General features: G+C 44.6%; 25 protein-coding genes and 8 tRNA genes. 14 read left to right on the forward strand and 19 right to left on the reverse strand.

The features are described 5' to 3' along the window. Positions 1-166 precede the first annotated feature (166 nt). Both ACYQ05_RS02740 and ACYQ05_RS02745 read left to right on the forward strand, forming a co-directional pair. The gene (locus ACYQ05_RS02740; RefSeq protein ID WP_459818112.1) at positions 167-1321 is read left to right on the forward strand and encodes a glycerate kinase; all 1155 of its coding nucleotides are present in this window, start codon (positions 167-169) and stop codon (positions 1319-1321) included. A gap of 8 nt (positions 1322-1329) precedes the next feature. Next, a complete protein-coding gene (locus ACYQ05_RS02745) occupies positions 1330-3465 on the forward strand; it encodes a RelA/SpoT family protein (RefSeq protein ID WP_459818114.1) in 2136 nt (711 codons plus the stop codon). Positions 3466-3569: 104 nt separating this feature from the next. On the opposite strand, the gene ACYQ05_RS02750 is transcribed toward ACYQ05_RS02745, so the two are convergent. The 6 genes from ACYQ05_RS02750 to ACYQ05_RS02775 form a co-directional block, all read right to left on the reverse strand. Continuing rightward, positions 3570-3645: transfer RNA gene (locus ACYQ05_RS02750), tRNA-Glu, on the reverse strand. 84 nt (positions 3646-3729) lie between these two features. Further along, positions 3730-3804: transfer RNA gene (locus ACYQ05_RS02755), tRNA-Gly, on the reverse strand. Positions 3805-3808: 4 nt separating this feature from the next. Next, a tRNA-Glu gene (locus ACYQ05_RS02760) sits at positions 3809-3884 on the reverse strand. Positions 3885-3969: 85 nt separating this feature from the next. Then, positions 3970-4045: transfer RNA gene (locus ACYQ05_RS02765), tRNA-Ala, on the reverse strand. A gap of 132 nt (positions 4046-4177) precedes the next feature. Further along, positions 4178-5632: a glutamate--tRNA ligase gene (gene gltX, locus ACYQ05_RS02770; RefSeq protein ID WP_459818116.1), complete on the reverse strand. Its 1455-nt coding sequence runs from the start codon at positions 5630-5632 to the stop codon at positions 4178-4180. Further along, positions 5622-6608 carry an SLAC1 family transporter gene (locus ACYQ05_RS02775; protein ID WP_459818118.1) on the reverse strand — a complete coding sequence of 329 codons (987 nt, stop codon included), beginning with the start codon at positions 6606-6608 and terminating at the stop codon, positions 5622-5624. Before ACYQ05_RS02775 ends, gltX begins: the two co-directional genes overlap by 11 nt. A gap of 76 nt (positions 6609-6684) precedes the next feature. Here ACYQ05_RS02775 and ACYQ05_RS02780 point away from each other — a divergent pair, with 76 nt between their 5' ends. The 3 genes from ACYQ05_RS02780 to ACYQ05_RS02790 are packed head-to-tail and all read left to right on the forward strand — an operon-like array spanning position 6685 to position 9753. Then, complete coding sequence (locus ACYQ05_RS02780; RefSeq protein WP_459818120.1) at positions 6685-7725, forward strand: SLAC1 anion channel family protein; 1041 nt, start codon at positions 6685-6687, stop codon at positions 7723-7725. Next, positions 7725-9536, forward strand: a complete 1812-nt coding sequence (locus ACYQ05_RS02785; protein WP_459818121.1) for a M61 family metallopeptidase — start codon at positions 7725-7727, stop codon at positions 9534-9536. The genes ACYQ05_RS02780 and ACYQ05_RS02785 overlap by 1 nt, the downstream gene beginning before the upstream one ends. Further along, positions 9529-9753, forward strand: a complete 225-nt coding sequence (locus ACYQ05_RS02790) for a SlyX family protein (protein WP_459818123.1) — start codon at positions 9529-9531, stop codon at positions 9751-9753. Before ACYQ05_RS02785 ends, ACYQ05_RS02790 begins: the two co-directional genes overlap by 8 nt. Here ACYQ05_RS02790 and rluB read toward each other — a convergent pair. The 4 genes from rluB to ACYQ05_RS02810 form a co-directional block, all read right to left on the reverse strand. Next, entirely contained in the window at positions 9750-10634 is an 885-nt protein-coding gene (gene rluB, locus ACYQ05_RS02795) for a 23S rRNA pseudouridine(2605) synthase RluB (protein WP_459818125.1), read from the reverse strand. The two genes, ACYQ05_RS02790 and rluB, sit on opposite strands and share 4 nt — an antisense overlap. Beyond that, complete coding sequence (locus ACYQ05_RS02800) at positions 10635-11288, reverse strand: site-2 protease family protein (protein ID WP_459818126.1); 654 nt, start codon at positions 11286-11288, stop codon at positions 10635-10637. Further along, a complete protein-coding gene (locus ACYQ05_RS02805; RefSeq protein WP_459818128.1) occupies positions 11281-11895 on the reverse strand; it encodes an L-threonylcarbamoyladenylate synthase in 615 nt (204 codons plus the stop codon). Before ACYQ05_RS02805 ends, ACYQ05_RS02800 begins: the two co-directional genes overlap by 8 nt. An 87-nt stretch (positions 11896-11982) precedes the next feature. Further along, positions 11983-12819 carry a PHP domain-containing protein gene (locus ACYQ05_RS02810; protein WP_459818130.1) on the reverse strand — a complete coding sequence of 279 codons (837 nt, stop codon included), beginning with the start codon at positions 12817-12819 and terminating at the stop codon, positions 11983-11985. Positions 12820-12876: 57 nt separating this feature from the next. Between ACYQ05_RS02810 and ACYQ05_RS02815 the strand changes: the two genes are divergently transcribed. Genes ACYQ05_RS02815 through ACYQ05_RS02830 form a run of 4 tightly spaced genes read left to right on the forward strand, consistent with a single transcriptional unit; the run spans position 12877 to position 14858 of the window. Continuing rightward, a complete protein-coding gene (locus ACYQ05_RS02815; RefSeq protein ID WP_459818132.1) occupies positions 12877-13527 on the forward strand; it encodes a septation protein A in 651 nt (216 codons plus the stop codon). Between the two features lie 2 nt (positions 13528-13529). Next, positions 13530-13829: a YciI family protein gene (locus tag ACYQ05_RS02820; protein WP_459818134.1), complete on the forward strand. Its 300-nt coding sequence runs from the start codon at positions 13530-13532 to the stop codon at positions 13827-13829. A 9-nt stretch (positions 13830-13838) separates the two neighbouring features. Further along, entirely contained in the window at positions 13839-14303 is a 465-nt protein-coding gene (gene lexA / locus ACYQ05_RS02825) for a transcriptional repressor LexA (protein WP_459818136.1), read from the forward strand. A 12-nt stretch (positions 14304-14315) separates the two neighbouring features. Next, positions 14316-14858: an asparaginase domain-containing protein gene (locus tag ACYQ05_RS02830; protein WP_459818137.1), complete on the forward strand. Its 543-nt coding sequence runs from the start codon at positions 14316-14318 to the stop codon at positions 14856-14858. Positions 14859-14861: 3 nt separating this feature from the next. Here the strand turns inward: ACYQ05_RS02830 and yjgA are convergent, their stop codons facing one another. Genes yjgA through ACYQ05_RS02845 form a run of 3 tightly spaced genes read right to left on the reverse strand, consistent with a single transcriptional unit; the run spans position 14862 to position 18258 of the window. After that, positions 14862-15413, reverse strand: a complete 552-nt coding sequence (gene yjgA, locus ACYQ05_RS02835) for a ribosome biogenesis factor YjgA (protein WP_459818139.1) — start codon at positions 15411-15413, stop codon at positions 14862-14864. A 7-nt stretch (positions 15414-15420) separates the two neighbouring features. After that, entirely contained in the window at positions 15421-17454 is a 2034-nt protein-coding gene (gene ligA / locus ACYQ05_RS02840) for an NAD-dependent DNA ligase LigA (protein ID WP_459818141.1), read from the reverse strand. A gap of 24 nt (positions 17455-17478) precedes the next feature. Beyond that, a complete protein-coding gene (locus ACYQ05_RS02845; protein ID WP_459818143.1) occupies positions 17479-18258 on the reverse strand; it encodes a cell division protein ZipA in 780 nt (259 codons plus the stop codon). 106 nt (positions 18259-18364) lie between these two features. Between ACYQ05_RS02845 and ACYQ05_RS02850 the strand changes: the two genes are divergently transcribed. After that, positions 18365-19699 (forward strand): FGGY-family carbohydrate kinase, encoded by a 1335-nt coding sequence (locus ACYQ05_RS02850; RefSeq protein ID WP_459818145.1) that lies wholly within the window; start codon positions 18365-18367, stop codon positions 19697-19699. A gap of 4 nt (positions 19700-19703) precedes the next feature. On the opposite strand, the gene ACYQ05_RS02855 is transcribed toward ACYQ05_RS02850, so the two are convergent. Continuing rightward, positions 19704-20471, reverse strand: coding sequence for an HAD family hydrolase (locus ACYQ05_RS02855; protein WP_459818146.1), 768 nt, complete (start codon positions 20469-20471; stop codon positions 19704-19706). 243 nt (positions 20472-20714) lie between these two features. On the opposite strand from ACYQ05_RS02855, the gene dksA reads away from it, so the two are divergent. The 4 genes from dksA to ACYQ05_RS02875 are packed head-to-tail and all read left to right on the forward strand — an operon-like array spanning position 20715 to position 23689. Further along, the gene (dksA, locus tag ACYQ05_RS02860) at positions 20715-21143 is read left to right on the forward strand and encodes an RNA polymerase-binding protein DksA (RefSeq protein ID WP_459818148.1); all 429 of its coding nucleotides are present in this window, start codon (positions 20715-20717) and stop codon (positions 21141-21143) included. 9 nt (positions 21144-21152) lie between these two features. Then, entirely contained in the window at positions 21153-22769 is a 1617-nt protein-coding gene (locus ACYQ05_RS02865; protein WP_459818149.1) for a bifunctional aminoglycoside phosphotransferase/ATP-binding protein, read from the forward strand. 30 nt (positions 22770-22799) lie between these two features. Continuing rightward, positions 22800-23405 carry a hypothetical protein gene (locus tag ACYQ05_RS02870; RefSeq protein ID WP_459818151.1) on the forward strand — a complete coding sequence of 202 codons (606 nt, stop codon included), beginning with the start codon at positions 22800-22802 and terminating at the stop codon, positions 23403-23405. Positions 23406-23431: 26 nt separating this feature from the next. Further along, positions 23432-23689 (forward strand): hypothetical protein, encoded by a 258-nt coding sequence (locus tag ACYQ05_RS02875; RefSeq protein ID WP_459818153.1) that lies wholly within the window; start codon positions 23432-23434, stop codon positions 23687-23689. Between the two features lie 14 nt (positions 23690-23703). Here ACYQ05_RS02875 and ACYQ05_RS02880 read toward each other — a convergent pair. From ACYQ05_RS02880 to ACYQ05_RS02900, 5 genes are all read right to left on the reverse strand, one after another. After that, positions 23704-23780, reverse strand: a tRNA-Asp gene (locus ACYQ05_RS02880). A gap of 5 nt (positions 23781-23785) precedes the next feature. After that, positions 23786-23861, reverse strand: a tRNA-Val gene (locus ACYQ05_RS02885). Positions 23862-23889: 28 nt separating this feature from the next. Then, positions 23890-23966: transfer RNA gene (locus tag ACYQ05_RS02890), tRNA-Asp, on the reverse strand. 5 nt (positions 23967-23971) lie between these two features. Further along, positions 23972-24047: transfer RNA gene (locus tag ACYQ05_RS02895), tRNA-Val, on the reverse strand. Between the two features lie 161 nt (positions 24048-24208). Continuing rightward, on the reverse strand, positions 24209-24481 hold the full coding sequence (locus ACYQ05_RS02900) for an HU family DNA-binding protein (protein ID WP_459818155.1): 273 nt from the start codon (positions 24479-24481) through the stop codon (positions 24209-24211). Positions 24482-24601: the final 120 nt, after the last annotated feature.

Consider the following 24601-nt stretch of genomic DNA (forward strand, 5'->3'; position numbering starts at 1 on the left):
GTGGAATTTATTAAGTTTATCTTATAGACTTCATTTTTAAAACTTAAGTCGGCCATTAAGCATAAAAAATCCTGTCAAATTGGTGACACCACCAGGTTTAATGACTGATTCCTTGAATAGGCTGGAAAAGATGGCACCAACAGTCGCCGCTGAAAAATAGAAGGTCATGGTTAAAAAAGCACAACATTTTCTGATTGCACCGGATAGCTTTAAGGGCTCTTTATCGGCAATTGAATTTTGTGAGATTGCCAAACGCGAAATTTCACAAAGCGTCCCTGAAGCCACCATTTGGTCATTTCCACTCTCCGATGGCGGAGAAGGCTTTATTGACAGCATCGTTTACGCAGGTCTAGCCACCCCTATTTCTGTTTCCACTCTGGATCCTCTACACCGACCCATACAAGCGCAATTTGCTTGGGATGCGCAAAACCGCATGGCTTATATTGAGATGGCGCAGGCATCGGGTTTGACGCTGTTATCCCCTAATGAACGCAATCCGCTACAAACCAGCAGTTATGGCACCGGCTTAATCATTCAACAGGCACTTAACCAAGGCGCGCAAAAAATTGTGATCGGCTTAGGTGGCAGTGCCACCAATGATGGGGGAGCAGGCGCTTTGCAAGCGCTTGACATTCCTTTTTATGATCAAAGTGGCCATGTGATTGATTTTCGACAAACGGGTGCCATGGGGTTAGCGCAACTGGCAAGCATTGGCTCGGTTCCTGATCCATTAAAAACCATTGAATGGCGCTTAGCCGCTGATGTCACCAATCCTTTATTGGGAGAAAATGGCGCAACCGCTGTTTTCTCACCGCAAAAAGGGGCGACTGAAGCACAGATGCTGCCATTAGAAGCGGGTTTAGCCCATTTTGCGGAAAAAATGGCACAAGCTTTTGATACTTCTATTGCCAATCGACCGGGTGCTGGCGCAGCAGGCGGCTTTGCAGGGGGCTTTATGGGCATCTTGCAAGCCCATTTACAGCCTGGATTTGAACTGTTAAAAGAGGCTTTAAAGCTGCCCCAGCTGTTACAAAATCAGTCGATAGATTATGTCATTACTGGTGAAGGGAAAATCGATGCCCAAACCTTAATGGGAAAACTGCCCTATCGATTAGCTGAATGGGTAAAAAGTCAGCATCAACACGCCCCATACTGTGTTGGCCTTTGCGGACAGTTAGAAGTCGATCAACTCCCCTATTTTGATGCCTTACACTCAATTCACCCTAGTGAAATGCAGCCAGCAGATTGGGAAATGCTCGTTGCTCAAACCCCCAGCCACTTATCCCAGACACTGCGGCAACTTTTAAACAGTTGGGTATAATAGTTCCCATGACCCCAAAAAGTTTAGCTCAAACCCTATTTCAATTAGAGCCTGAAGCGTCCGTTACTCAGCCTCAACTCGAAGCCTGCCAGCTTGCATTAGAAGCGGTCAATTTACCACAACGTAGCTCCGTGCGCAGTTTTGAAGTGGCAAAGTTGCTCTCTGAGCTCAAATTGGATGAACGCACGCTCATCGCCACCCTGTTAAGTGATGCCAATTTAGAGCCCTTCTACTCTGAAGCGGAATTGGAACTGCGCTTTGATGAAGCCACCGTCCAATTAACCCATGGGATCCGTAAGCTTAATGAATTTAAGCACTTTGATCGTCAGACGATGGATGACGAAGTGCAGAGAGAGCGCTTACGGCAAATGTTATTGGCGATGACCTCTGATATCCGCATTATGATCGTGAAGTTAGCCTATCGCGTGATTCGCCTTCGCCATTTAAAATATGAGGATGAAGAGACCCAGCGACAGATCGCCTATGAGACCCAGCTTATTTTTGCCCCTTTAGCCAATCGGCTCGGCATTGCACAACTCAAATGGGAACTGGAAGACCTCTCTTTCCGTTTTTTACAGCCTGATACCTATCAATCCATTGCAAAGCAACTGCAAACCAAACGTACTGAACGCGAAGCCTATATTCAAAGTGTGATCGGTATGCTTGAAGAGATGCTGCAACAGCAGCAAATACCTTGCAAAATTAGCGGTCGTCCTAAGCATATTTACAGTATCTGGCGGAAAATGCAGAAAAAGCAGCTGCCGATTGATGAACTTTATGATTTGCGTGCCGTACGCATTTATGTGGACGATGTCAAAACCTGCTATGAAGTACTCGGCTTAATTCATAGCCGCTGGAATTACATTAAAGAAGAGTTTGATGACTATATCGCCACCCCTAAGGAAAATGGCTACCAATCGATTCATACGGTAATTATTGGTCCCCAAGGGAAAACGGTTGAGATTCAGATTCGCACTTGGAAGATGCACCACCATGCAGAATTTGGGGTGGCCGCGCACTGGAAATATAAAGAGGGGCAAGGCCATTTTGATGAAAATTTAGAGCGTAGTATTGCGGCAGTTCGTCAACTGCTGGAAAATGTGGATGATCCAGAAGTTTTTAACGAAATCAGCACAGAGTTACAGAGTCAAAATATCTATGTATTGACCCCCAAAGCGGAAATCATCACCTTGCGTCAAGGGGCGACCCCGTTAGATTTTGCCTATCATATTCACTCCGAACTGGGGCACCGATGTCGAGGGGCCAAAGTGAATGGGCGCATTGTGCCTCTCACCACCCCTTTGCAAACCGGGGATCGCGTTGAAATTTTAGCCGCTAAAGAAGGTCAACCGAGCCGGAACTGGCTCAATCCCAACCTGGGTTACTTAAAAAGTGCCAGCGCTCGCAATAAAGTCCGCCAATGGTTTAATAAATTTAACCGTGAAGCCAATATTGAAGCTGGACAAGAGCTGCTGAAAAAAGAGCTTAAGCGACTGCATGCGCAACAACTCTCCTCTCAATGGTTTGTGGAGCGCTTTCAACTGGAAAGTGAAAAACAGCTGTTTGAGTTTATTGGTAAAGGTCAAATCAATGAACGCCAACTGTCCGATGCCATTCAGCGTTACCAACGCTCCTTAAAAGTTGAACAGCAGTCTGACCTACCTTTACAAGAAGCCGCTCAGTTACCTGCTGAAACCGCTTATGTTGTGGGTGCACCACAGATTAAAACCCATTTAGCGCCCTGCTGTCAGCCTCAACCAGGTGATGCCATTATTGGCTATGTCACGCGTGGCAGAGGCGTGACCGTGCATCAACAAAACTGCCCCAATATTCTAAATTTAACTCCAGAAGAGCAAAAACGATTAATTGAGGTCGATTGGGGCCCTGAGCGTGAGGCTCTAACCCTAAGCCAAGCCCAGTTAACCATCCAACTCTTAGAAATGCCCAATGTGATCAAACAGGTAGTGAACCTCTTAACACAATCAGAAGTCAATTTACTCAAAATGGAGCAGAAACGCCAAGCAGAAGGTGAAATCGTATTGCAATTAGAGGTTCAAGTGAATCAATCGTTTAACACCGGTCGGTTATTAGATCAGCTTGAAGCCCTACCGGCAGTGATCGAGGTTGATTGGAAAAGTCTTTAGACAGGCTTCTTAACAAAGCGGCATCGGAAGGATCGAAAGGTGAGCGCACTTTTTAAAAAGGCAATAAAAAAGCCAGTCAAGTACGCATGACTGGCTTAAGCATATGGCGTCCCGTAGGGGAGTCGAACCCCTGTTACCGCCGTGAAAGGGCGGTGTCCTAGGCCTCTAGACGAACGGGACAGATTGTTTGCTCATATTTCAATGAGCGTTGTACTGTTTAGTGAATGAATCGGCCTAGAGATTCCTAAACAATCCAACTGAATTTGGAGCGGGAAACGAGGATCGAACTCGCGACCCCAACCTTGGCAAGGTTGTGCTCTACCGCTGAGCTATTCCCGCATAGTGGCGTCCCGTAGGGGAGTCGAACCCCTGTTACCGCCGTGAAAGGGCGGTGTCCTAGGCCTCTAGACGAACGGGACACTTTAAAAATCGTTACCTGAAATTAAGTTATTTACGGCCTAGAGTAAATAAAAATCTTAATTCAGTTGCGGTTGAATCGGTAATTGGTGGAGCTAAGCGGGATCGAACCGCTGACCTCAACACTGCCAGTGTTGCGCTCTCCCAGCTGAGCTATAGCCCCATTACCAGCCGTTTCAAACTGCTGTGTAACTGATGGGTGCGTATTATAAAGAGATAGATTTGAAGGTCAAGAGAAAGTTTCAAAAAAATGTCATTTTTTCTTCAATCACTCGCCTTCTCATTCGATCTCCCGTTAATTGTTTTGTTCTCTGGCTTCAATAAACGCTAGCGCTTGATTAATCCGCTTTAGACAACGTTCCTGACCAATCAACTCAGCTGTTTTATCAATTGCGGGCGATTGCCCTCTCCCAGTAATGGCAACCCTTAGCGGCATGCCGACCTTTCCCATGCCCACTTCAAGTTGATCTGCGGTAGCTTGAATGGCTTGATGGATATTTTCAGCAGTCCAAGGCGCCACCTCTGAGAGTTTTTCAGAAACCGTTATCAGCGCTTCTTTGGCGACAGGGCGCAGATGTTTTTTAGCCGCAGTCGGCTCAAAGGCTTCAAAGTCTTGATAAAAATAGTCCGCATTCTCTGCCATTTCGACTAAAGTCTTGGCTCTTTCACGCAAGAGATCCGCAACTTCTGCTAACTCAGGCCCCTGCTCTAAATCGATGCCTCTTTCAGCCATAAAGGGGGCTAAATGACGTGCCAAATGTTCAGGTTTGGCTTGTTGAATATGTTGCTGATTGACCCAAAGCAGTTTTTCTGTATTGAAGGTCGAAGGTGATGAATTGACATGGTCTAAATCGAACAGCTCAACCATCTCATCAACTGTAAAAATCTCTTGATCTCCATGAGACCAACCCAGACGCACCAAATAGTTGAGCAGCGCTTCAGGTAGATAGCCCTCTTCTTTATATTGCAGTACGGAAACGGCGCCATGGCGTTTGGACAAACGGCTGCCATCCTCTCCCAGCACCATAGGTATATGGGCATACTTGGGAATTGGCGCACCTAAGGCTTTTAGGATATTGATTTGTCTAGGGGTGTTGTTGAGATGATCATCGCCGCGAATCACATGGGTAATACCCATATCCCAATCGTCCACCACCACGCTTAGATTATAGGTTGGTGTACCATCAGAACGTGCGATAATCAGATCATCCAATTCTTGATTGCTGATGCGCACCTCTCCTTTGACCAGATCCTCAATCACGACTTCCCCATCCAAAGGGTTTTTAAAGCGAATAACAGGCTCTACCCCTTCAGGTGGGGTGCCGTCAAAATCGCGATAGCGTCCATCATAACGCGGCTTTTCGCCCCGTACTTTTTGTTCCTCACGCATCGCTTCCAACTCTTCCGGCGTGGCATAACAGTAATAGGCCATATCATGATCTAACAGGTATTGAATGACCTCTTTATAACGCTCAAATCGTTCTGTTTGATAAAAAGGACCCTGATCATAATCTAAACCTAGCCAGCTCATCCCTTCTAAGATAGCATTCACCGATTCTTTGGTCGAGCGCTCTAAATCGGTATCTTCAATCCGCAAAACAAACTCCCCACCTTCCTTACGCGCATAAAGCCAAGAAAACAGGGCGGTTCTTACGCCACCAATATGTAGATAACCAGTTGGACTGGGGGCAAAACGGGTACGAATCACAACAAACTCCTTCAAAAAATAGGTGAACGTATTATACGCCATTCCCTTTGGGAATTTGTTTGATTAACCAGGTTGAAATCAGAATCACAAAACCGAGCGTGACCAAAAAGAGAACGCCACTCCACACCCATAAAAATGGGGCGTGCACCGCTTCAGCCATATATTGGCTGGCCAGCCCATAAGCCGCAAGTGGATAAACATAAGCCCAACTCACCATGCTGATTTCACTGTTTCGAAAATGCATGATGGCAAAAAGCCAAATTAAGAGCATAAGTGTGGCGAAGCCATAAAAGACCCAAGTCAACAGAGCGGGTTGATCACTGGGTAGGAGTAAAAGTGAAGCCACAGTCCCGAGTGATGGCGGCGCTAAAAAAATAAACAGCGTGGGACGCATTTTAAAGGTGATCGGCTGAATAAAAATCAATCGATAAAAAAGGCTAAACACTAAGGTCAACCAGATAAAAATCGAGGCAGAAAAATAGAACCAGAGCCCCTCTTGCCAAGATTCCGGTAACAGCGTTAAACCAGAAATAACAGCAACAAAGTTGCCCGATAATAAAATAAACCAAGTGGGTTTTAAATGACTTAACTCAATGCGTGCATCGAAAAGCCAACGAGAAACCATCCTTAAAAAAAGGACAGTATGAGCCAATAATACACCCAGATACCCCCATAAATAAGCTTCTTTCCAGCAGTGAAGCTGCCATAAACTTAAAAAAAACAGCATAAAGGTTAAAGTGACTGCGGGGAATAGAGTGATTTGAAAAGGATCTTGCCACTCTTTTAGTAAGCGTGTCTGTTCAGTTGACCCAATCTTCTCCTTAATTAAATGATAAAAATAGGGAAGACTGACAATGGTCAATGCAAGATAGCCATAGAATAAAATGATCTCAGCCAGCAACGCATTGAATCCCAAAGCGCGAGCAAAATGTAAATCATTTAGCCCAAGCCCAATTAAGCCCATCGGCATGCCAAACAGAGAGACAGAAGGTTTAAATGTTAAGATTGATGATTTCATGCGCTAATTATAGCCTGTATTTAACAACATTCGTTATAATGAACGCATTCAATTTTTGTTAAAAGGAGTATCTATTATGAGCGAGACAACGGCAAGCGTTGAGCAGTCCTCTCCAGGTCGTCTGGCCTTTTTCCCAGTCAATCTTTTTGGTGCCACCATGGGATTATCGGGACTCACCATGGTCTTAATTACCATGCATCAAATTTTTGATATGGATGCACGAATTCCACTTTCATTGGTGGTCTTTACCACACTCGTCTTTTCACTGATTTCTTTAGCCTATCTCCTTAAAATCTTAAAGTATCCGCAAGCAGTGCTTAAAGAGTTTGGCCACCCTGTCGCCATGAACTTTTTTCCCGCCTTTAGCATCAGCTTAGTGCTATTAGGCGTGATTTATAGTTTTTATCAAATCCAACTAGGTCAAATACTCTGGACTCTAGGTGCTGGGGTTCAATTAATACTCACCATTATTATTATGAGCAACTGGATTCAGCATGAGAAATGGCAAGTCCACCATATGAATCCGGCTTGGTTTATCCCTGTCGTCGGGAATATGATCATTCCCTTGGGGACACCCCTTTATGCGCCGCTTGAGTTGGGGTGGTTCTTTTTCAGCATTGGCTTAGTGTTCTGGATTATTCTGCAAGCGATTGTCTTTTATCGTCTCTTTTTCCATCCCCCTATGATTAAAACTTTAGAGCCGCTTTTATTTATTCTCATTGCGCCGCCTGCGATTGGCTTCTTAGCCTATCTTCATCTAAACGGTAATCATCTGGATGCCTTTGCGCGTATTCTCTATTACACCGCCCTATTCTTTGCGATTTTATTGTTTGTTCAAACTCCTCGTTTCTTGAGCATTCCTTTCTCAGTCTCATGGTGGGCTTATACTTTCCCAGTGGCAGCCATTGCCCTTGCCTCTTTAAAAATGTTTGTTTTGATTCCATCTGCTATTTACAGCATTTTAATGGCACTCTTTACTGCGATCGTTTCCGCATTGATTTTACACCTAACCATTAAAACACTCAGTGCCATTCGACATAAAAAACTCTGTGTTCCACCCCCTGCTGCTTTACAAAATGTAGCAGTTCAACCTGAAAAACAAGGGGGAGAAGGTTAATGACGCAAATTCATTACACCTTAACCCCGGCAGATCCAAAAGGTCATCTCTATCACGTAACGTTAGTGATGCAGCGCCCCGATCCAGAAGGGCAAGTTTTGCGACTCCCTAACTGGATTCCTGGCAGCTACTTAATTCGAGATTTTGCTAAACATATTGTGGAAATCTCGGCGCAGACGCTAGAGGGAGAACCTTTAATGATTGCACCGATTGCAACCGACCAGTGGCAGTTAGAGCCGACCTCGCAAGCGGTGAAAATCTGTTATCAAGTCTATGCTTGGGATTTATCGGTTAGGGGCGCGCACTTTGATGAAACGCACGCCTTTTTTAATGGCACTTCGGTCTTTTTAGCCGTTGAAGGACAAACCGAAGCTGCAGTGAAAGTGACATTACAATCGGCACAATGGATGCCTGATCAGTGGCAAGTGGCGACTACCCTACCCACAGTTGCTGTCAATTCGCAAGGGTTTGGAGACTATCAAGCGGAAAACTATTGGGCCTTAATTGATGAACCCGTCGAAATCAGTGATTTCACGGTGATCACTTTTGAGGCCAAAGGAATCCCGCACAAAATGGTTCTCTCAGGTCAACATGATGCCGATACAGAGCGACTGGCGAAAGACTTAAAAACCATTTGTGAATTTGAATTGGATTTGTGGGGGCAGCCCTACCCAATTGATCAATATCTCTTTATTGTTCTGGTGACTGATCACCTCTATGGGGGACTAGAGCACAAAAATAATACCGTATTGATGTGCGCGCGTGAAGATCTGCCCTATAGCGGTATGGAGACGCTGTCAGAAGAGTATCAAAAGTTTTTAGAGCTGTGCAGCCATGAATACTTTCATCTTTGGAATGTGAAACGCATTCAACCTAAAGCTTATCAAGAAACCAATTTACAATCAAAAGCTTACACTGAACAACTCTGGTGGTTTGAAGGGGTGACCTCTTATTACGATAGTTACATACTCTATCGTTGTGGGTTAATCACTGCTGAACAGTACCTCAACCATCTGGCCAAAGAGATGACACGCGTCTATCGTATGCCGGGACGCTTTAAACAGTCGGTTGCCGATTCGAGTTTTTTGACTTGGACGAAATTTTACCAACAAGATGAAAATGCGCCCAATGCCATTATCAGCTATTACACCAAAGGCAGCTTAATTGCCTTGGCTTTAGACTTGATGATTCGTCAAGCGACAGGGGGAAAACAGAGCTTAGATGATGTGTTGCGTTATCTGTGGCAACATTATGGTCAAACCGGAAAAGGGTTAGAAGAGCGAGAGCTGGAACATCGCATTGCAGAAATTACTCAACTGCCTTTAGACGACTTTTTTGAGCGCCATCTATATGGCGTTGAGGACCTTCCATTACCACGCCTGCTATTAAATGAAGGCGTAGAGATGATTTTGCGTGCACCAGCTCATCATAAAGATTTAGGCGGTAATGAACTTAAGCAAAATCTATTGAATGCTGAAGACGCTCCGATCAATTTAGGGGTTAATTTAGCCAATACTGAACACCAAACCGTCAAAGTGACCCATGTTTTTCAGGGCAGCATCGCTTATCAAGCGGGACTTGCTGCCGAAGATGAAATCATCGCACTGGAAGGATTAAAAATGGCCAGTATTCAGCAACTAGAATCTTGGTTAAATCGAAAATCCATTGGCGCATCCATTCGTTGCCATTACTTCCGACAAGGGGTTTTAAAAGAGACCCTGCTCAAACTGACGCCCTCTGCATTTGACCGAGTCACTTTGCAACGGTCGCCTGAGCATCCAAGTGTGGGTAAATGGCTAGCCTATGACTAAATCGATTGAAACTATTGAAGATCGCGTCATGGAATTAGAAATGACCGTCGCTTATCAACAAGAAACTCTAGAAGCGCTGCAAACTAATCTGGCTAAGCAGTTCCAAGAGAATCAGCAGTTGCATTACAAATTACAACTGCTTTCTGACTATTTGAAATCACTCAATTTAGAAGCGCTAAAGAAGCCCAGCGAAGAAGTGCCTCCGCCGCATTATTAACGGCGGCGGTTACTGGGTCGATTGCGTTTCTTTTTCTTAGGCAGTTGTTTGGCCACCGGTTTTGAAGGTTCTGCGGTTTTCTTAAAAAAGAGGTCAGGTCTGGGCTCTTCGGGTAATCCCACACTTTTAAGCAGTTGATTAACCTGGCGCCAAGTTAAGGGTTCGCTCTTTCCTTGGCGTAAATTTCTAGGCAGTTGAAACGCGCCATAACGGGTGCGAATCAAGCGGCTCACCTGCACACCAACCGCTTCCCACATGCGTCTAACTTCTCGATTCCGGCCTTCCTTCAAGGTCACTTTATACCACTGATTGATAGATTCATCATCTTGTTGTGGGAGCTTAATAATGCGATCAAATTTCGCCCAGCCATCTTCAAGCTTCACCCCTTTTTTTAACTGCTTCAACGTCTCTTTACTCACTTCACCAAAAACGCGCACAGAGTATTCTCTTTCAACTTCATAGCTCGGATGCATTAGACGATTGGCCAACTCTCCATTATTGGTAAACATCAGGAGACCACTGGTATTGATATCCAATCGACCAATGGCCACCCAACGACTATTGATGATGCGTGGTAGATGTTGAAAAACAGTCTCACGCCCTTTTTCGTCTTTGCGAGAAGTGACCTGCCCTTCTGGTTTATTGTAAAGGATCACTTGCGTTGGCTGCTTAGCCAAACGTGTCTCTTTCACCAATTGGTCGCGAACTTTGATTTTATCTTCCGGTTGCGCACGATCACCCAATTTAGCGACCTGGTCATTCACCTTGACCAACCCTTCACTAATGAGTTTTTCCACTTCACGACGAGAACCAAATCCTGCTCTCGCAAGAATTTTTTGTAATTTTTCGCCGGCAACGGTTTTATGCTGTTGATGTTCCATTTAAATGCCCACCAATCCAAAAATAAGATGTTGTAATGCTTGATAAGGACCGGACAAAAGAGGGCCTAAAAGCCCTAAAAAGAGCATCCCTAATAAAATAAAAAAGCCATAAGGTTCAATCCGGTTATATTCATAGGCCCATTTGGGCGGTAAAAATGCCGACACCACTCGACTGCCATCTAAAGGCGGAATGGGGAGAAGGTTTAACACAAATAAAATGAGATTAATGCTGACCCCCGCTAAGCCACTGTATACTAAAAAATTGCCAATTTCAGGCAGGGAGCTTGTTAGGCCATACCCCACCTTAATTAAAATCGCCCAACCGGTTGCCATCAATAAGTTAGACATCGGTCCTGCAATGGCCACCCATGCCATATCTTTTGTCGGGTGTTTAAAATTTCTTGGATTAATGGGGACGGGTTTGGCCCAACCGAAAATCACGCCGCCTAATACCAGTAAAATTAAGGGCACGACAATGGTCCCAATGGGATCAATATGTTTGATCGGATTCAAGGTTAGGCGCCCTAGCATGCGGGCTGTATGGTCTCCCAGTTTATCAGCCACCCAGCCATGTGCCACCTCATGCACAGTGATTGCAAAAATGACCGGTAAGGTCCAGATCGCAATCTGTTGCAAGGTCGTCAGTTCATTCATTAAAGGCTCCTTGTCCCTGACGAACCAAAACCGGTACCTCTTCGGTGAAATCAATCACTGTCGTCGGTTCATAGCCACAAAAACCTCCATCCACAATGGCATCTAAAGCATGACCTAAGGTCTCTTTAATCTCCCAAGCATCCGTCATCGGCATCTCTTCACCTGACAGTAACAAGGTACTGGAGATCAAAGGTTGATCAAATCGACTTAATAATTCATTGGCAATTTTATTGGGTGAAACGCGGATACCAATGGTTTTCTTTTTCGGGTTCTGTAAACGGCGAGGCACTTCACGACTGGCCGGTAAAATAAAGGTATAGGGACCAGGCAGATGCGACTTTAAATAGCGAAACTGCATATTCCCCACTTTGGCATATTCTGAGATATTACTTAAATCTTTACACATTAACGTTAATTGGTGGCTTTCGGGCAGCTGACGAATGGCACGAATACGGTCAGCGCCGGCTTTATTATCCAACAAACAGCCTAATGCATACCCTGACTCTGTTGGGTACGCAATTAATCCGCCCTTCTCAATGACTTGGGCCACTTGATCAATCAAGCGAGACTGTGGATTTTCTGGGTGAATGGATAAAAATAGGCTCATCATCGGCTCCTTACACACAGCTTGTTGAGGATTTAATAGGTGCGTATTTGTTTAATTCAAGCCTGCTATTATACCGCTAACATACTTCTATAGAGACCTTTTAAAATGTCTCCAAACGGGATCACATTTTTCCGGCATAGGGGCTAACCAACCTAGGTTGCGATAACTCTGTTCCGGTTTGTGAAAATCGGATCCCATAGACGCCCACAAGCCATAACGTTCAGCACGGTCGGCCATACCGATCTGTTCAGAACAGACTCGAGGTTGATTGACCACTTCAATGGCCTGTCCGCCATAACTAATAAAATCTGCAATCATACGGTTCAGTTTACCACTGGTCATTTTGTAGATGTGTGGGTGGGCAATCACCGCAATACCGCCAGCGGCCAATATCCACTCAACCACCGTTTTCATCTCCGGCCAGACCTGTTTTGTATAAGCGGGACGGCCCTGCTTTAAATAGCGATCAAATGCTTGTTGAGTATCTTGAACAATCCCAGCCTGCTGCAAAAAATCTGCAAAATGTACTCGACCGACAATCTCCCCTGAAATGGCCTCTTTAACCGCCTCCAGTGCTCCTGAAATGCGTTTTTTTTCTAACTTTTCACTGATTCTTTGCGCCCGCTCCCAACGCATATCGCGAATGGTTTTTAAACCTTGCTGCAGAACCGCATTGTCGGGATCAAAATCTAAAGCCACCACATGAATGGTCATATTTTGCCACTCACAAGAGACTTCCACACCAGGTATCAAGCGAATACCTGCTGCTTCGGCATAAGGCTTTGCCTGCTCATATCCGCTTGTTGTATCATGATCTGTAATGGCCAACGCCTCTATCTGTTGGGATTTGGCTAACTCGATGAGCGCTTGTGGTGAAAGCGAGCCATCAGAGGCGGTGGTATGACAGTGAAAATCGACTTTCATTTGGGGTTTATTCTCGTTACAATCGTTGTTTTAACAAACATAAGCATACCATACTCTATGAAATTATTATTCGACCTCTTTCCAATCATCCTATTCTTTATTGCTTACAAAGCCTATGATATTTATGTTGCCACGGCAGTCATTATTGTGGCTTCAGCCTTACAAGTGGCCTTTGTCTATTTAAAGCATCGTCGCATTGAAAAAATGCATCTAATCACCTTAGGGTTGGTGGTGCTTTTAGGGGGGTTAACCCTGATTTTACATGATGAAGCTTTTATTAAGTGGAAACCGACTATTGTCAACTGGGGGTTTGCCTTGGTTTTCTTAGGCAGTCATTTTATCGGTCAAAAACCGATTATCCAGCGCATGATGGGGCAAGCGATTCAATTACCTTCAGCGATCTGGTTAAAACTGAGTGGGCTATGGATTGGTTTCTTTATCTTTTCCGGCCTTTTAAACCTTTATGTCGCCTATACTTTTGACACTGATACCTGGGTGAATTTCAAACTGTTTGGTTTAATGGGCTTAACCCTGGTCTTTATCATTTTACAAGGTCTCTATATCAGCCGCTATATGCAAGATGACTCTGCTATTAAAGAAACCTTAGAGGAAAGCACTGAACTGCTCGCGGAAGTGGAAATGGATGCCAATAGTCCTCAAGATCCCATGAAAAAGGTGATGGATAACCCAACCCAAAAGGAGAAATGACAGTGTATTATTCAATTTTTGCTTACGATGTTGAAAATAGCCTACCCTTGCGTGCCAAAGCGCGGACAGAACATATTGCGCGCTTAAATAAACTGAATGAAGAAGGCCGTTTGCTTTTAGCGGGTCCGAACCCCGCCATCGACAGCAATGACCCAGGTGAAGCTGGCTTTACTGGCAGCTTAATTGTCGCTGAATTTGACTCTTTAGACGCCGCCAAAGCGTGGGCTGAAGCAGATCCTTATTTAGCGGCAGGCGTGTATGAAAAAGTTGAAGTTAAACCCTTTAAAAAGGTGCTACCTTAGGAGCCCATCATGTCTCATGTGACTTATCTCATTCCCAAACGCAATCAAAAAACGCAGCTTCACCCTTCTGATCCTCTAGAACTCATGGATGTTAACTTTGTAGAAATTCCGCTTTTAGGCTGGACTTCCGCAGGGGATCCCATTCAAATGCAGCTGGACTATGATACTGTTAAGGTGCCTGAAAGCATGGTCAAAAAAGAAACCTTTGCTTTAAGAGTTAAAGGTAACTCAATGATTGATGAGAATATTGAGGATGGAGATATCGTCATTATTGAGCGTCGCAGCAGTGCTGAAAATGGAGAGTCCGTTGTCGTCCGCATCAACAATGAAGAGGTGACCATGAAAAAGCTCTATATCGAAAAAACGGGCATTCGCCTACAGCCTGCAAATCCAGAAATGGATCCCATTATGATCACCAATGAGCAAATTGAAATACTCGGCATTGTGACCGGCGTCTTACGTCAACCCAAATAGACAGCTATTTTGATGAACGTTCTACAGATTTTGGTCACGGGTGGCACACTCGATAAAGCCTATCATGAGTTAACGGGTGAGCTCTATTTTCCAGAAACGCACTTGCCTCAGATGCTTAAAGAAGCACGATTGACACCTGCGTTTGACCTAAAAGTGCTTATGCAAAAAGACAGCTTGGAAATGACCCTTGCCGATCGAGAAATGATTTTACAGGCTTGTATAAATTCCCCTTCAGAACAGATCCTAATCACCCATGGGACCGATACGATGGGGGAAACGGCAGATTTCTTATCTCAACATCGAGCCGCACTCACTGACAAAACGATCGTGTTGACCGGTGCCATGCGTCCTTATAGCTTTGGTCACTCAGATGCCCTATTTAACCTAGGCACCGCTTGTGGTTTTTTAGCGCAAGATAACCATACAAAAGGCATTTTTATTGCCATGAATGGTCAAATATTTGAGGCAGGTCAGGTGCAAAAGAATCGCCAAAAAGGTGTTTTTGAGCGCCCCTTACCATCCAGGACTGGGAATTCTGAACATTTTTCGCGGTGATCGTTAATCCGTGCAATGATCTTTCAAATATTTAAAGAGCATTTGCGTCGATTTAGCCGGCTTTTCTGCTTTGGCTTCATTTTGTGCATTGCGAATCCACTGGCGCAATTCACTCCGATCAGATTGGAGTTGTGGGTAAGCAGAAATGAGGTCATTTAGGGCGTCATCGCCTTCAGCAATTAAACGATCTCGCCATTTTTCCATCTGCTGCATTTGTATATTGCGTCGTTTAATTTTGAGCTCCTCAGCTTCAAAAAATTGTTTAATTTCGACAATTAAAGCTTCATTCTCCCGCAGATAACGTCCAATAAACTGTTTTTGTCGTTTCAGTGCGCTGCCTTTTATCTGTTTGCTCAACAAAATGGCTTCCAAAAGTTCTTTAGGCAGAGGCATACGATTAAGCGTTTGTTCAGGCAGTTCCGTGAGCTGCTCTCCTAAATCCGTCACCGCTTGCGCGGCACGTTTAATTTCGGAACGACTGGTAAACGTCTCTTGCTCCCAATCGGATTGAGGGGCGGTTCGTTTGGTTTTATTCACATTTCTAGCTCTAACCATTTTTGACTCATTTTTTAGGAAGCATGGATAAAAATTCTGTTTCATTTAAAACAGGGATACCCAATGCTTCAGCTTTCGTTAATTTAGATCCCGCTTTCTCACCTGCAATCACAAAATCCGTTTTCTTCGAGACACTGTTGGTGACTTTAGCCCCTAATTCCTCAAGAAAAGCTTTCGCTTCTTCTCGAGTACATTGATGCAATGTGCCGGTCAACACCACGACTTTACCGGTAAATGGGGAGGTTTTCTGTGGCGTCGGCGGTTCAATCTTAGGCCAATGCACGCCCGCTTCTAATAGGCCTTGAATCACTTCTTGATTATGGGGCTGTTTAAAGAAGGTCACGATATTTTGCGCAACCACATCCCCAATATCTGGAACCGCTTCAAGTTCCGATGCATCTGCCTGCATCAGCGCTTCTAGGGTTTGAAAATGATAGGCTAAGTTTTTCGCGGTTACCTCTCCTACTTCTGGAATGCCCAATGCATACAAAAAGCGCGGTAAAGTGGTATTTTTCGAAGCCTCAATGGCCTCAATAATTTTTTGTGCAGATTTTTGCCCCATCCGCGGTAAACTGGTCAACTGTTCAACCGTTAAATGATAAAGATCGTCCGGATGTTTGACCCAATTTTTTTCCACCAGCTGATCAATTAATTTATCCCCCAATCCTTTAATATCCATCGCCTTACGAGAAACAAAATGCTCAAGGGCGCGTTTACGTTGCGCAGGGCAAAATAATCCCCCACTGCAACGATAGATGGATTTATCCGGCTCTTTAATCACATCAGAACCACAGACTGGACATTTACTGGGCATCACAAACTTCTTAGCATCCGCAGGGCGTCGATCGATGACAGGGCCGACCACTTCAGGAATCACATCTCCGGCTCGGCGGACGATGACAATATCTCCGATTCGAATATCCTTGCGATCGATTTCATCTTGATTATGCAAGGTGGCTCGAGAGACCGTCACTCCTCCGACTTCCACTGGCTGTAAAATGGCAACAGGGGTTAAAGCGCCTGTGCGCCCGACTTGGACTTCAATATCTAACAGCTTGGTCCACACCTCTTGAGCCGGAAATTTGCGCGCGATCGCCCAGCGGGGCGCACGACTGGTAAAGCCTAATTTTTCTTGCAGGGCAATATCATTCACTTTGTAAACAATGCCATCAATTTCATAAGGCAAATCATTACGCTTTTTTTCCATCAGCTGATAGTAGCGAATCATCCCCGTATCATTCAGCGCTGTTTGACTTTCAGGGTTTTTAGGCAACCCCCATTGTGCAAACTGTTCAATAACCTCTGTGTACTTATTTGGCCACGTAAAATCCTGACTCACTTCCCCCCAGCCGTACATGAAAAAACTGAGTTTTCGCTGCGCCGTCACCCGTGGATCTAATTGACGCAGAGAGCCTGCTGCGGCATTACGTGGATTGGCAAAGGGCTTCTCTCCTTTTTCGATCTGTTGCTGGTTGAGGGCTTCAAAGGCGCGCTTAGGCATAAACACTTCGCCACGCACCTCTAAAATTTGTGGCCAACCTTCGCCGAAGAGTTTAAGTGGAATCACTTGAATGGTGCGAACATTCTGAGTCACATCCTCCCCTTCATAGCCATTGCCTCGAGTACTGGCGAGTACCAAACGACCGGCTTCATAGCGTAAATTGACAGCGAGCCCATCCATTTTCGGTTCGCAGGCATATTCGATATCCGTCAGACCTGGTAAACGTTCAAGAACACGTTGATGAAAGGCAGAGACTTCTTCGTCAGAAAAGACATCGTCTAATGAGAGCATGGGGACCGTATGACGGACGGTTTTAAAACTTTTAAGCGGTTCTCCACCAACTCTTTGCGTCGGCGAATCGGGGGTAATCAGCTCCGGATATTGTGCTTCAAGGTGCTGCAATTCTCGAAATAGTTGATCATACTCGGCATCGCTGACTAAGGGGTTATCCAGCACATAATAGGCATAATTATACTTTTCAATCAGTTGTCGCAGGGTTTCAACGCGTTTGATAACCGATTCGGGAATGAAACGACTCATTATTTTTCAATCCACATAAACAGATTAAGCAGGCGTGGATTCATAGGCAATGGCTGCATCACGCATGGCTTGTAAATCAGACTCTTTTAACAGTTGACGCTCTGCATTGTATAAACGCCCATTCAGTCTCTGAGAAATTTTTCGCGCCATCATAATCAGATCATGCATCGCTGCCGGTGCTTTAATGGTGGTCGGCAGTTGAAGAATTAACACAACCCCTGGAGTAGCAGAGTGCTCAAGATTTTCAGCTGGGAAAGTCCCTGGTTCAAGTAAGTTGGCAACTCTGATAATGGTATTGCCCATCGAGTCTTTTTTTAGATAAATCTGTTGCTCTTGCGAAAATTCGAGTCCGACGCCTAATAAAGCATGTTGTACAGATTTCATAGGAAACTCATTGCCTGTCCCCATGACGACGATCACAAACGCTTCAGGTTCTGTTTTTTCTACGGATCGCTCGATCTTTTCGGCTTGCTGAGTGGACGCATTTTCAGGACGGCCAAAACGGATAGGCGTGTCTTCAATCGGCACACCGACCTCCTCAATAGTGGCCATGTCTGGATCTTCAATCACAATATGCTTGGGCTTCTCTTCTTGGATAAGCTGATCATCCAAAGGCAATTTTTGCTGATTATCCGTATGCACTGCTTCATCGACAGGTGCTGAATGGGGGCTAGAGGATGGGGTCTCATTTTGGCGTGTTTTGACTTGGGTTTGATTGCGCTGTTTTTTACGCCGACTGATCAGGTACAGTGCGCCGACCACAATAATTGCGATTACCAGCAAAACTTGCTGTAATTCATTCATGCCTTAAGCCCTTCGTCGTTGGTAAGATGAGTAGATAAATTTTACTTGGTAAATGGTTTTTTTTCCACTTAAAATGGTGGTTTACTGACTTTGACTTGGGGTTCAAATGATTTTAGGGATAGATTTTGGCACATCAGGGGTTCGAGGCTGCATTCGCCAAGGAATGCACACTGATTTTTTTACCGTCGCCTATCCCCAGCTTGGATTAAATGCCCCTACCCATACCGTACAAGATCCTAACGCTTGGGTGTTGGCTTTAGAAGCCTTATTCGCGCAAATTCCCCTTAACTTACGCCAACAGATCCAGCAAATTATCCTAGATGCCACCTCTTCTACAGTGCTATTGGCAGAATCTAAAAATGGACAGGTTCGAGCTTGCACACAAGCGTTGATGTACAACCATCAAAGTGCAAAGAGAGAAGCCGCGGCAATCTCGGAGCATGTCCATCAGCGAATGTCTGACCCCATCCATGCGCCTGAAAGCACTTTATTAGGCCCTGCAAGCACCTTAGCCAAAGTTTTGTGGTTACAAAAACAGACAATGACAAACCGTCAGCGCCTAATGATTTGCCATCAAATTGACTGGATGAATGGCTATTTGACGGGACAGTACCAAATCACTGATGAAAACAGTGCCTTGAAACTGGGCTTCAACCCCATTACTCGAAGCTGGCCAGCTTGGATTTCTGAATGGATTGCCCCGCTTAAGCTTCCAAAGGTGCGTCCGGCTGGAACCTTTTTAGCCCCGATTAGATCTGAAGTGGCACAACAATTTTCTCTTCCCAAAACCTGCAAAATTTATTGTGGAACCACTGACAGTATCGCCGCTTTTTTAGCGACCGGCGCCCATCAGTTGGGAGACGGTGTCACCTCTTTGGGGTCAACATTAGCGATCAAACTGCTCACCAATGACCCAGTTTATCAGCCTGATGCAGGCGTTTATAGTCATCGATTAAAAGAGATGTGGTTAGTGGGAGGCGCCTCAAATACTGGGGGGGCAGTCTTGTTAAAACATTTTAAATTAGAGGAACTGGTCTCTAGACTCTCAAGACTCGAACAAAAACTTGCAGATGGCACCTATTCAATCCCAACAGGCTTGGATTATTACCCTTTAATCGAAAAAGGAGAACGATTTCCGATTTTTGATCCTAATTTAGCCCCCAAACTCACGCCTAAACCAAAGGATGATGATCTGTTTTTATTGGGATTAATTGAAGGACTCGTCAATATAGAAAAACTAGCCTACCAAAAACTGAATCTTGCAATGCAGGCTGATAATGTGGGGGTTAAACGCATTTACAGTGTCGGCGGTGGAATAAAAAACCAACTGTGGCAAAAGGTTAGAGAGGAAATTTTAACTCATGCGTTAAGTGTAATAAACCAAAAGCCACTGCAGACAGACGCGGCTTTTGGCGTGACCCAATTATTAGAGCCTCTTTAAATAATTAAGCTTTTTGGTGAAGCGCTTTGACCCAATCTAAATCGACAAACTTCTGATCTTTAGGTGCAACCCCATCCAAGACCTGATGCGGCTGATCTGCCTCTCCTAAATGGTCTAAAACAATGGCGGCATTCGCAAAATCATCTTCTTGGGTATAGTCATTTACCGTGACCAAAGTCTTCACCCCTGCAGCACTTGAGGATTGAATGCCATTATAAGAATCTTCAAACGCTATCGCCTCTTCAGGCGTGATATTCATCTGTTGCATGGCCCAGTGATAAATATCGGGGGCAGGTTTTTTGGCGGGTACGATGTCTCCAGCAGCAATCACCTCAAACCAAGATTCAGCCTCCGGTCCTAAAGTACTTTCAAGCAAGGCGGTGACATTCGCAGGGGTGGTCGTAGTGACAATGGCCATTCGCATCCCTGCGTCCTTGGCTTCATTAATTAAACGCTCAACGCCAGGACGCAGTGGAATCGCTCCCTTTGCCAGCAGCTGGGTATAAAATTCAGTTTTAGAGGCGTGAAGGGTTTTGATAAAATCCTCTAAGGAATCTGGTTTTTCAAATTCAGTGTTAAAGTGTTCTAAATAATAGCGAATGCGCTCTTTACCGCCGGTGACCGCTAATAACTCACCATAGAGCGCTTCATCCCAATACCAATCCAAACCCGCCTTTTCAAACGCTAGGTTAAATGCAACCCGATGCCCATCTTTTTCGGTATCGGCTAGCGTCCCATCTACATCAAACAAAAGGGCTTTTAATTCTGCCATTTCAATCTCCATATTTTACTGATTCAATCCATACTATAGTGGAATCTTACTATCATTACAATTTTATATAATTGATGATAAACATCATCTATAGACTATGGGAGACCTTTGCATGAGTGAGATGCGGCTGTAATTAGATTATCCCACCTTTCATATAAAGGTGATTTGAAAAGCGGACGGAAAGATGCTATAAAATGCAGTTACAAATTTTTCCGCAAGAAATATACGATTAGGAGTGATACGATGGAAATATCAAAACAATTTATTGAGGACTACCCTCCCTATGAACCCAAAGAGGGTGAGGAGTATATGAGTCCTGAGATGGTTGAACATTTTAGAAAAAAGCTCCTAGCCTGGAAGGAGCAACTGCTGGAAGAAGCTTCGCAAACAGTTGAGCATTTAAAAAATAATTCTGAAACCCCTGCTGACCCTAATGATCGTGCCAGCTTAGAAGAAGATTTTGCGCTTGAACTGCGTGCGCGTGATCGTGAACGTAAACTCATCGCTAAGATTGAAAGCTCTCTACGTGACATTGAAAATGGAGACTATGGTTATTGTAAAATCAGCGGTGAAGAGATCGGTTTAGCTCGTATGGAAGCGCGCCCAACTGCGACCCTATCCGTTGAAATGAAGCGCAAACAAGAGCTCAAAGAAAAGCAAGGCGTGGCATAACCCTTCCTAATGGCGTCTTCTTCCAATTCCCCCTCTTTTGAACACCTGGTTGAAGCGCTACTGAATCCTGACTTCTACCCTCACCCGGTTGAAGTCATTACCACCATTGAAACCCATATTTCGATCGTTTTCTTAACGGGTCGATACGCCTATAAACTGAAAAAGCCGGTTAATTTCGGCTTTTTAGATTTCTCGACCTTACAGAAGCGCCATCAATACTATCAACTTGAGTTTGAACTGAACCGACGCACCGCCCCTCAACTCTATTTAGACATTCTTCCCGTTTATCAACAAACCAAGAGTTATACGCTTAACCGTCCTCATTCAACGCAGACGCCAGTGGAATATTTATTAAAAATGCAGCAATTTGATCCGAATCAGGTATTGGGTCGATATCTGCAACATCATTCGCTCACCGCTACTCAGACCCAGCAGATTGCGCAACAAATTGCACAGCTACACCAGCAAGCTGAAAAAGCCCCTTTAGAAAGTCCCTGGGGCACACCTGAAGCGATTCTGCAACCCATGCTCGATAATTTCCCGCCCTTGCTTAAAGCCTTTTCAAACCCTGAAATTCAATATAAATTGCGTCAACTTCAAGCTTGGACAGACTTTCAAGCCCAGCAACTTCATGATGTCCTCAATGCGCGCAAAACTTCGGGGTATGTATGCGCCTGCCATGGTGATTTACATTTAGACAATATCACCCTCATTAATGAGCGACCTGTTTTATTTGATGGCATTGAGTTTAATGAAGCCTTCCGCTGGATTGACCGCATGAGCGACCTTGCCTTTTTATTAATTGACCTACAAGATCGCAAACAGCCTCTTTTAGCCAATCAAATCTTAAACCAATATCTACAACAAACGGGGGATTATTTAGGGTTACAACTCCTCCCCTTTTATCAGGTCTATCGAAATTTGGTACGCGCCAAAATTACGGCTTTGCGTGCGCAGCAACTTACCCAACAGATAGAGATTCAACAGACTTTAAAACGCGCTCATCACTTTATTCTACAAGCAGAAACCATCGCCTATCAGCTTCGACAGCCCCAGCTTATCTTAATGCAGGGCATTTCAGGCTCCGGCAAAAGTTATGTTGCAGAAAAAATTGCACCAACGGTTCAAGGCATTGTGATCAGTTCAGATATTGAACGTAAAAGACTGTTTGGCCTCTCGCCTCTACAGCGCCCGACGGAGTCTGAACGACCCACGCTCTATGGCCCTGAAATGAATCGAAATACCTATGAGAGATTACACCAATTAGCGCAAACGCTTTTACAGCTTCAATACACAGTGATTATCGATGCCACTAATCTCAAAAAAGTGCACCGCCAAGTTTTTTACGCATTGGCGCAACAACAGCACGCACAAGTTCGCATAATCAGTGTCCAAAAAGCGTTAACTGAAACCGCTGAACAGATCAAACAGCGACAACAGAGCAACAATAATCCCTCCGATGCCACAGTTGAAGTGATGCAGATGCAAAACCAATGGATAGAAGCCGTTGACCAAGCGGAATTAAATGCATTTCATTTTCCAAAGGAAACCCTTTATACCCTTAATCAAACGGATGATGCCGCGATAGAAGACCTTAAGAAATGGCTAAATACGCCGATAGATTAATCATAAAATATTGATTAAGGACTGAAAGAAATGAAACAGCCATTAAAACTTTTAACGCTTTTTCAGCTCATTATGTCCCTACTTCTGACAAACCTCTCCTCATCAAGTTTTGCGGCAGAAAAAAAAGAGACTAACCAAACACCTCCTAAGACCCCCTCGCTTGAAAATGTGACCTTTTTAGGGGCTAAACTGATTGAGCAAGATCTGAATAGTATCCGTAAACTATTATGGAATACCGGAGGCTTTGTACAAGCCGAATCGACCGTGCATCAAAAAAATATTGATAAATTCTATCCTTGGTCAAATTTAAGAGATAGCTATTATATTGAGTGTCGCTATACCCCTGAAGGCAAACTCTCCTCACTTTATCGCCTCTTTCGTTACCAAAGCATCAAATTTAATAATCGACTCACGCCCATTACCACCCAAGAAGTGGCACAACAGATTCAAAAACAGGTTAAACAAACGCCCAAAGTGATCACCAAAAGTTGGGGAGGCTCAGGCACCTATCGTGCCTACATCTGGGAAGATGATAAGATAAAAATTATCGTCGATCGCCAAGGCAGCGAACGCTGGGGAAAAGTGTTTGTCCTCTATCAAATTAAACCCATCCAGACCTATTTAGCCTATCAATAAGGTTTTAAAAAAGGGAGTTTTATCTAATGAATACCATAAACGGCTTACAACACAGTCTATCGGCCTATCAAACGGCCAGCCATCAATTGATTGAAGCCACGATCCCTTCTAAAGATAACTTAGAAAATTTGCAAACTGCACAATTTCCAAATACCCAGCTCAAACCGTCTCTAGAAAGTTCTGTTTTAGATTTAAAAGGCGCTGAAAGGATGAGTGAAGCGAATATTAAAGCGCTAAAAACGGAAGATCAATTGATCGGACGATTGTTAGATATTACTGTATAAAAGCGTATAAAGAATGGCGGAGCGGACGGGATTCGAACCCGCGACCCCCTGCGTGACAGGCAGGTATTCTAACCAGCTGAACTACCGCTCCGTGATTGGTGGGTGATACTGGGCTCGAACCAGTGACCCTCGCCTTGTAAGGGCGATGCTCTCCCAACTGAGCTAATCACCCAATCTTGGTGCAAAACTAAAATGTAAAATGGCGGAGCGGACGGGATTCGAACCCGCGACCCCCTGCGTGACAGGCAGGTATTCTAACCAGCTGAACTACCGCTCCGTGATTGGTGGGTGATACTGGGCTCGAACCAGTGACCCTCGCCTTGTAAGGGCGATGCTCTCCCAACTGAGCTAATCACCCAATCACATTAAATGATCTTTTAAGATGTCAACTTTATAAAAAAGCCCATCCGTTTAAAGATGGGCGTATTATAAAGGCTGTAGCGCTTTTGTCAATGGATTTTTACGACTTTTTTACAGTCTATTAACTTCTCATTCATTAAGGCTACTTTTGCCACAATTTTAGTTCACTGCCTCTTTCAGAGCCTTACCAGCTGTAAATTTAGGCACTTTAGCTGCTGGGATTTCCATAGTCGCACCCGTTTGTGGGTTACGGCCTGTGCGCGCAGCGCGCTCACCCACTTTAAAAGTTCCAAAACCGATAATTGCAACTTGATCACCATCGCTAAGCGCTTGCGTAATCACCTTAACCGTTGCATCTAAAGCTTTCGCAGCATCAGCCTTCGTGAGACCTGATTCTTCTGCAATGGCACTGACGAGTTCAGATTTATTCATTGTTGTTTCTCCATAAATTATTTTTATCCAAGTAGGGCCTTAAAAAGAGGCTGATAGCATTTATAGCAAGCTTTAACACGCCCTGTCAACACTAAAATGCCAACAAATAACAAAACGGCC

Source organism: Galenea microaerophila (assembly GCF_054657255.1).

What these genes read in the sequence shown, in the direction of transcription:
- ACYQ05_RS02865 (WP_459818149.1), top strand. Translation starts at nt 21,153, where the DNA reads ATGGCGTCTTCTTCCAATTCCCCCTCTTTTGAACACCTGGTTGAAGCG.
- ACYQ05_RS02805 (WP_459818128.1), bottom strand. Translation starts at nt 11,895, where the DNA reads ATGAGCCTATTTTTATCCATTCACCCAGAAAATCCACAGTCTCGCTTG.
- ACYQ05_RS02775 (WP_459818118.1), bottom strand. Translation starts at nt 6,608, where the DNA reads ATGAAATCATCAATCTTAACATTTAAACCTTCTGTCTCTCTGTTTGGC.
- ACYQ05_RS02790 (WP_459818123.1), top strand. Translation starts at nt 9,529, where the DNA reads ATGACTAAATCGATTGAAACTATTGAAGATCGCGTCATGGAATTAGAA.
- rluB (WP_459818125.1), bottom strand. Translation starts at nt 10,634, where the DNA reads ATGGAACATCAACAGCATAAAACCGTTGCCGGCGAAAAATTACAAAAA.
- ACYQ05_RS02780 (WP_459818120.1), top strand. Translation starts at nt 6,685, where the DNA reads ATGAGCGAGACAACGGCAAGCGTTGAGCAGTCCTCTCCAGGTCGTCTG.
- lexA (WP_459818136.1), top strand. Translation starts at nt 13,839, where the DNA reads ATGTCTCATGTGACTTATCTCATTCCCAAACGCAATCAAAAAACGCAG.
- ACYQ05_RS02855 (WP_459818146.1), bottom strand. Translation starts at nt 20,471, where the DNA reads ATGGCAGAATTAAAAGCCCTTTTGTTTGATGTAGATGGGACGCTAGCC.
- ACYQ05_RS02870 (WP_459818151.1), top strand. Translation starts at nt 22,800, where the DNA reads ATGAAACAGCCATTAAAACTTTTAACGCTTTTTCAGCTCATTATGTCC.
- ACYQ05_RS02815 (WP_459818132.1), top strand. Translation starts at nt 12,877, where the DNA reads ATGAAATTATTATTCGACCTCTTTCCAATCATCCTATTCTTTATTGCT.
- ACYQ05_RS02900 (WP_459818155.1), bottom strand. Translation starts at nt 24,481, where the DNA reads ATGAATAAATCTGAACTCGTCAGTGCCATTGCAGAAGAATCAGGTCTC.
- ligA (WP_459818141.1), bottom strand. Translation starts at nt 17,454, where the DNA reads ATGAGTCGTTTCATTCCCGAATCGGTTATCAAACGCGTTGAAACCCTG.
- ACYQ05_RS02740 (WP_459818112.1), top strand. Translation starts at nt 167, where the DNA reads ATGGTTAAAAAAGCACAACATTTTCTGATTGCACCGGATAGCTTTAAG.
- ACYQ05_RS02875 (WP_459818153.1), top strand. Translation starts at nt 23,432, where the DNA reads ATGAATACCATAAACGGCTTACAACACAGTCTATCGGCCTATCAAACG.
- ACYQ05_RS02850 (WP_459818145.1), top strand. Translation starts at nt 18,365, where the DNA reads ATGATTTTAGGGATAGATTTTGGCACATCAGGGGTTCGAGGCTGCATT.
- ACYQ05_RS02745 (WP_459818114.1), top strand. Translation starts at nt 1,330, where the DNA reads ATGACCCCAAAAAGTTTAGCTCAAACCCTATTTCAATTAGAGCCTGAA.
- ACYQ05_RS02845 (WP_459818143.1), bottom strand. Translation starts at nt 18,258, where the DNA reads ATGAATGAATTACAGCAAGTTTTGCTGGTAATCGCAATTATTGTGGTC.
- ACYQ05_RS02800 (WP_459818126.1), bottom strand. Translation starts at nt 11,288, where the DNA reads ATGAATGAACTGACGACCTTGCAACAGATTGCGATCTGGACCTTACCG.
- ACYQ05_RS02785 (WP_459818121.1), top strand. Translation starts at nt 7,725, where the DNA reads ATGACGCAAATTCATTACACCTTAACCCCGGCAGATCCAAAAGGTCAT.
- yjgA (WP_459818139.1), bottom strand. Translation starts at nt 15,413, where the DNA reads ATGGTTAGAGCTAGAAATGTGAATAAAACCAAACGAACCGCCCCTCAA.
- dksA (WP_459818148.1), top strand. Translation starts at nt 20,715, where the DNA reads ATGGAAATATCAAAACAATTTATTGAGGACTACCCTCCCTATGAACCC.
- gltX (WP_459818116.1), bottom strand. Translation starts at nt 5,632, where the DNA reads ATGGCGTATAATACGTTCACCTATTTTTTGAAGGAGTTTGTTGTGATT.
- ACYQ05_RS02810 (WP_459818130.1), bottom strand. Translation starts at nt 12,819, where the DNA reads ATGAAAGTCGATTTTCACTGTCATACCACCGCCTCTGATGGCTCGCTT.
- ACYQ05_RS02830 (WP_459818137.1), top strand. Translation starts at nt 14,316, where the DNA reads ATGAACGTTCTACAGATTTTGGTCACGGGTGGCACACTCGATAAAGCC.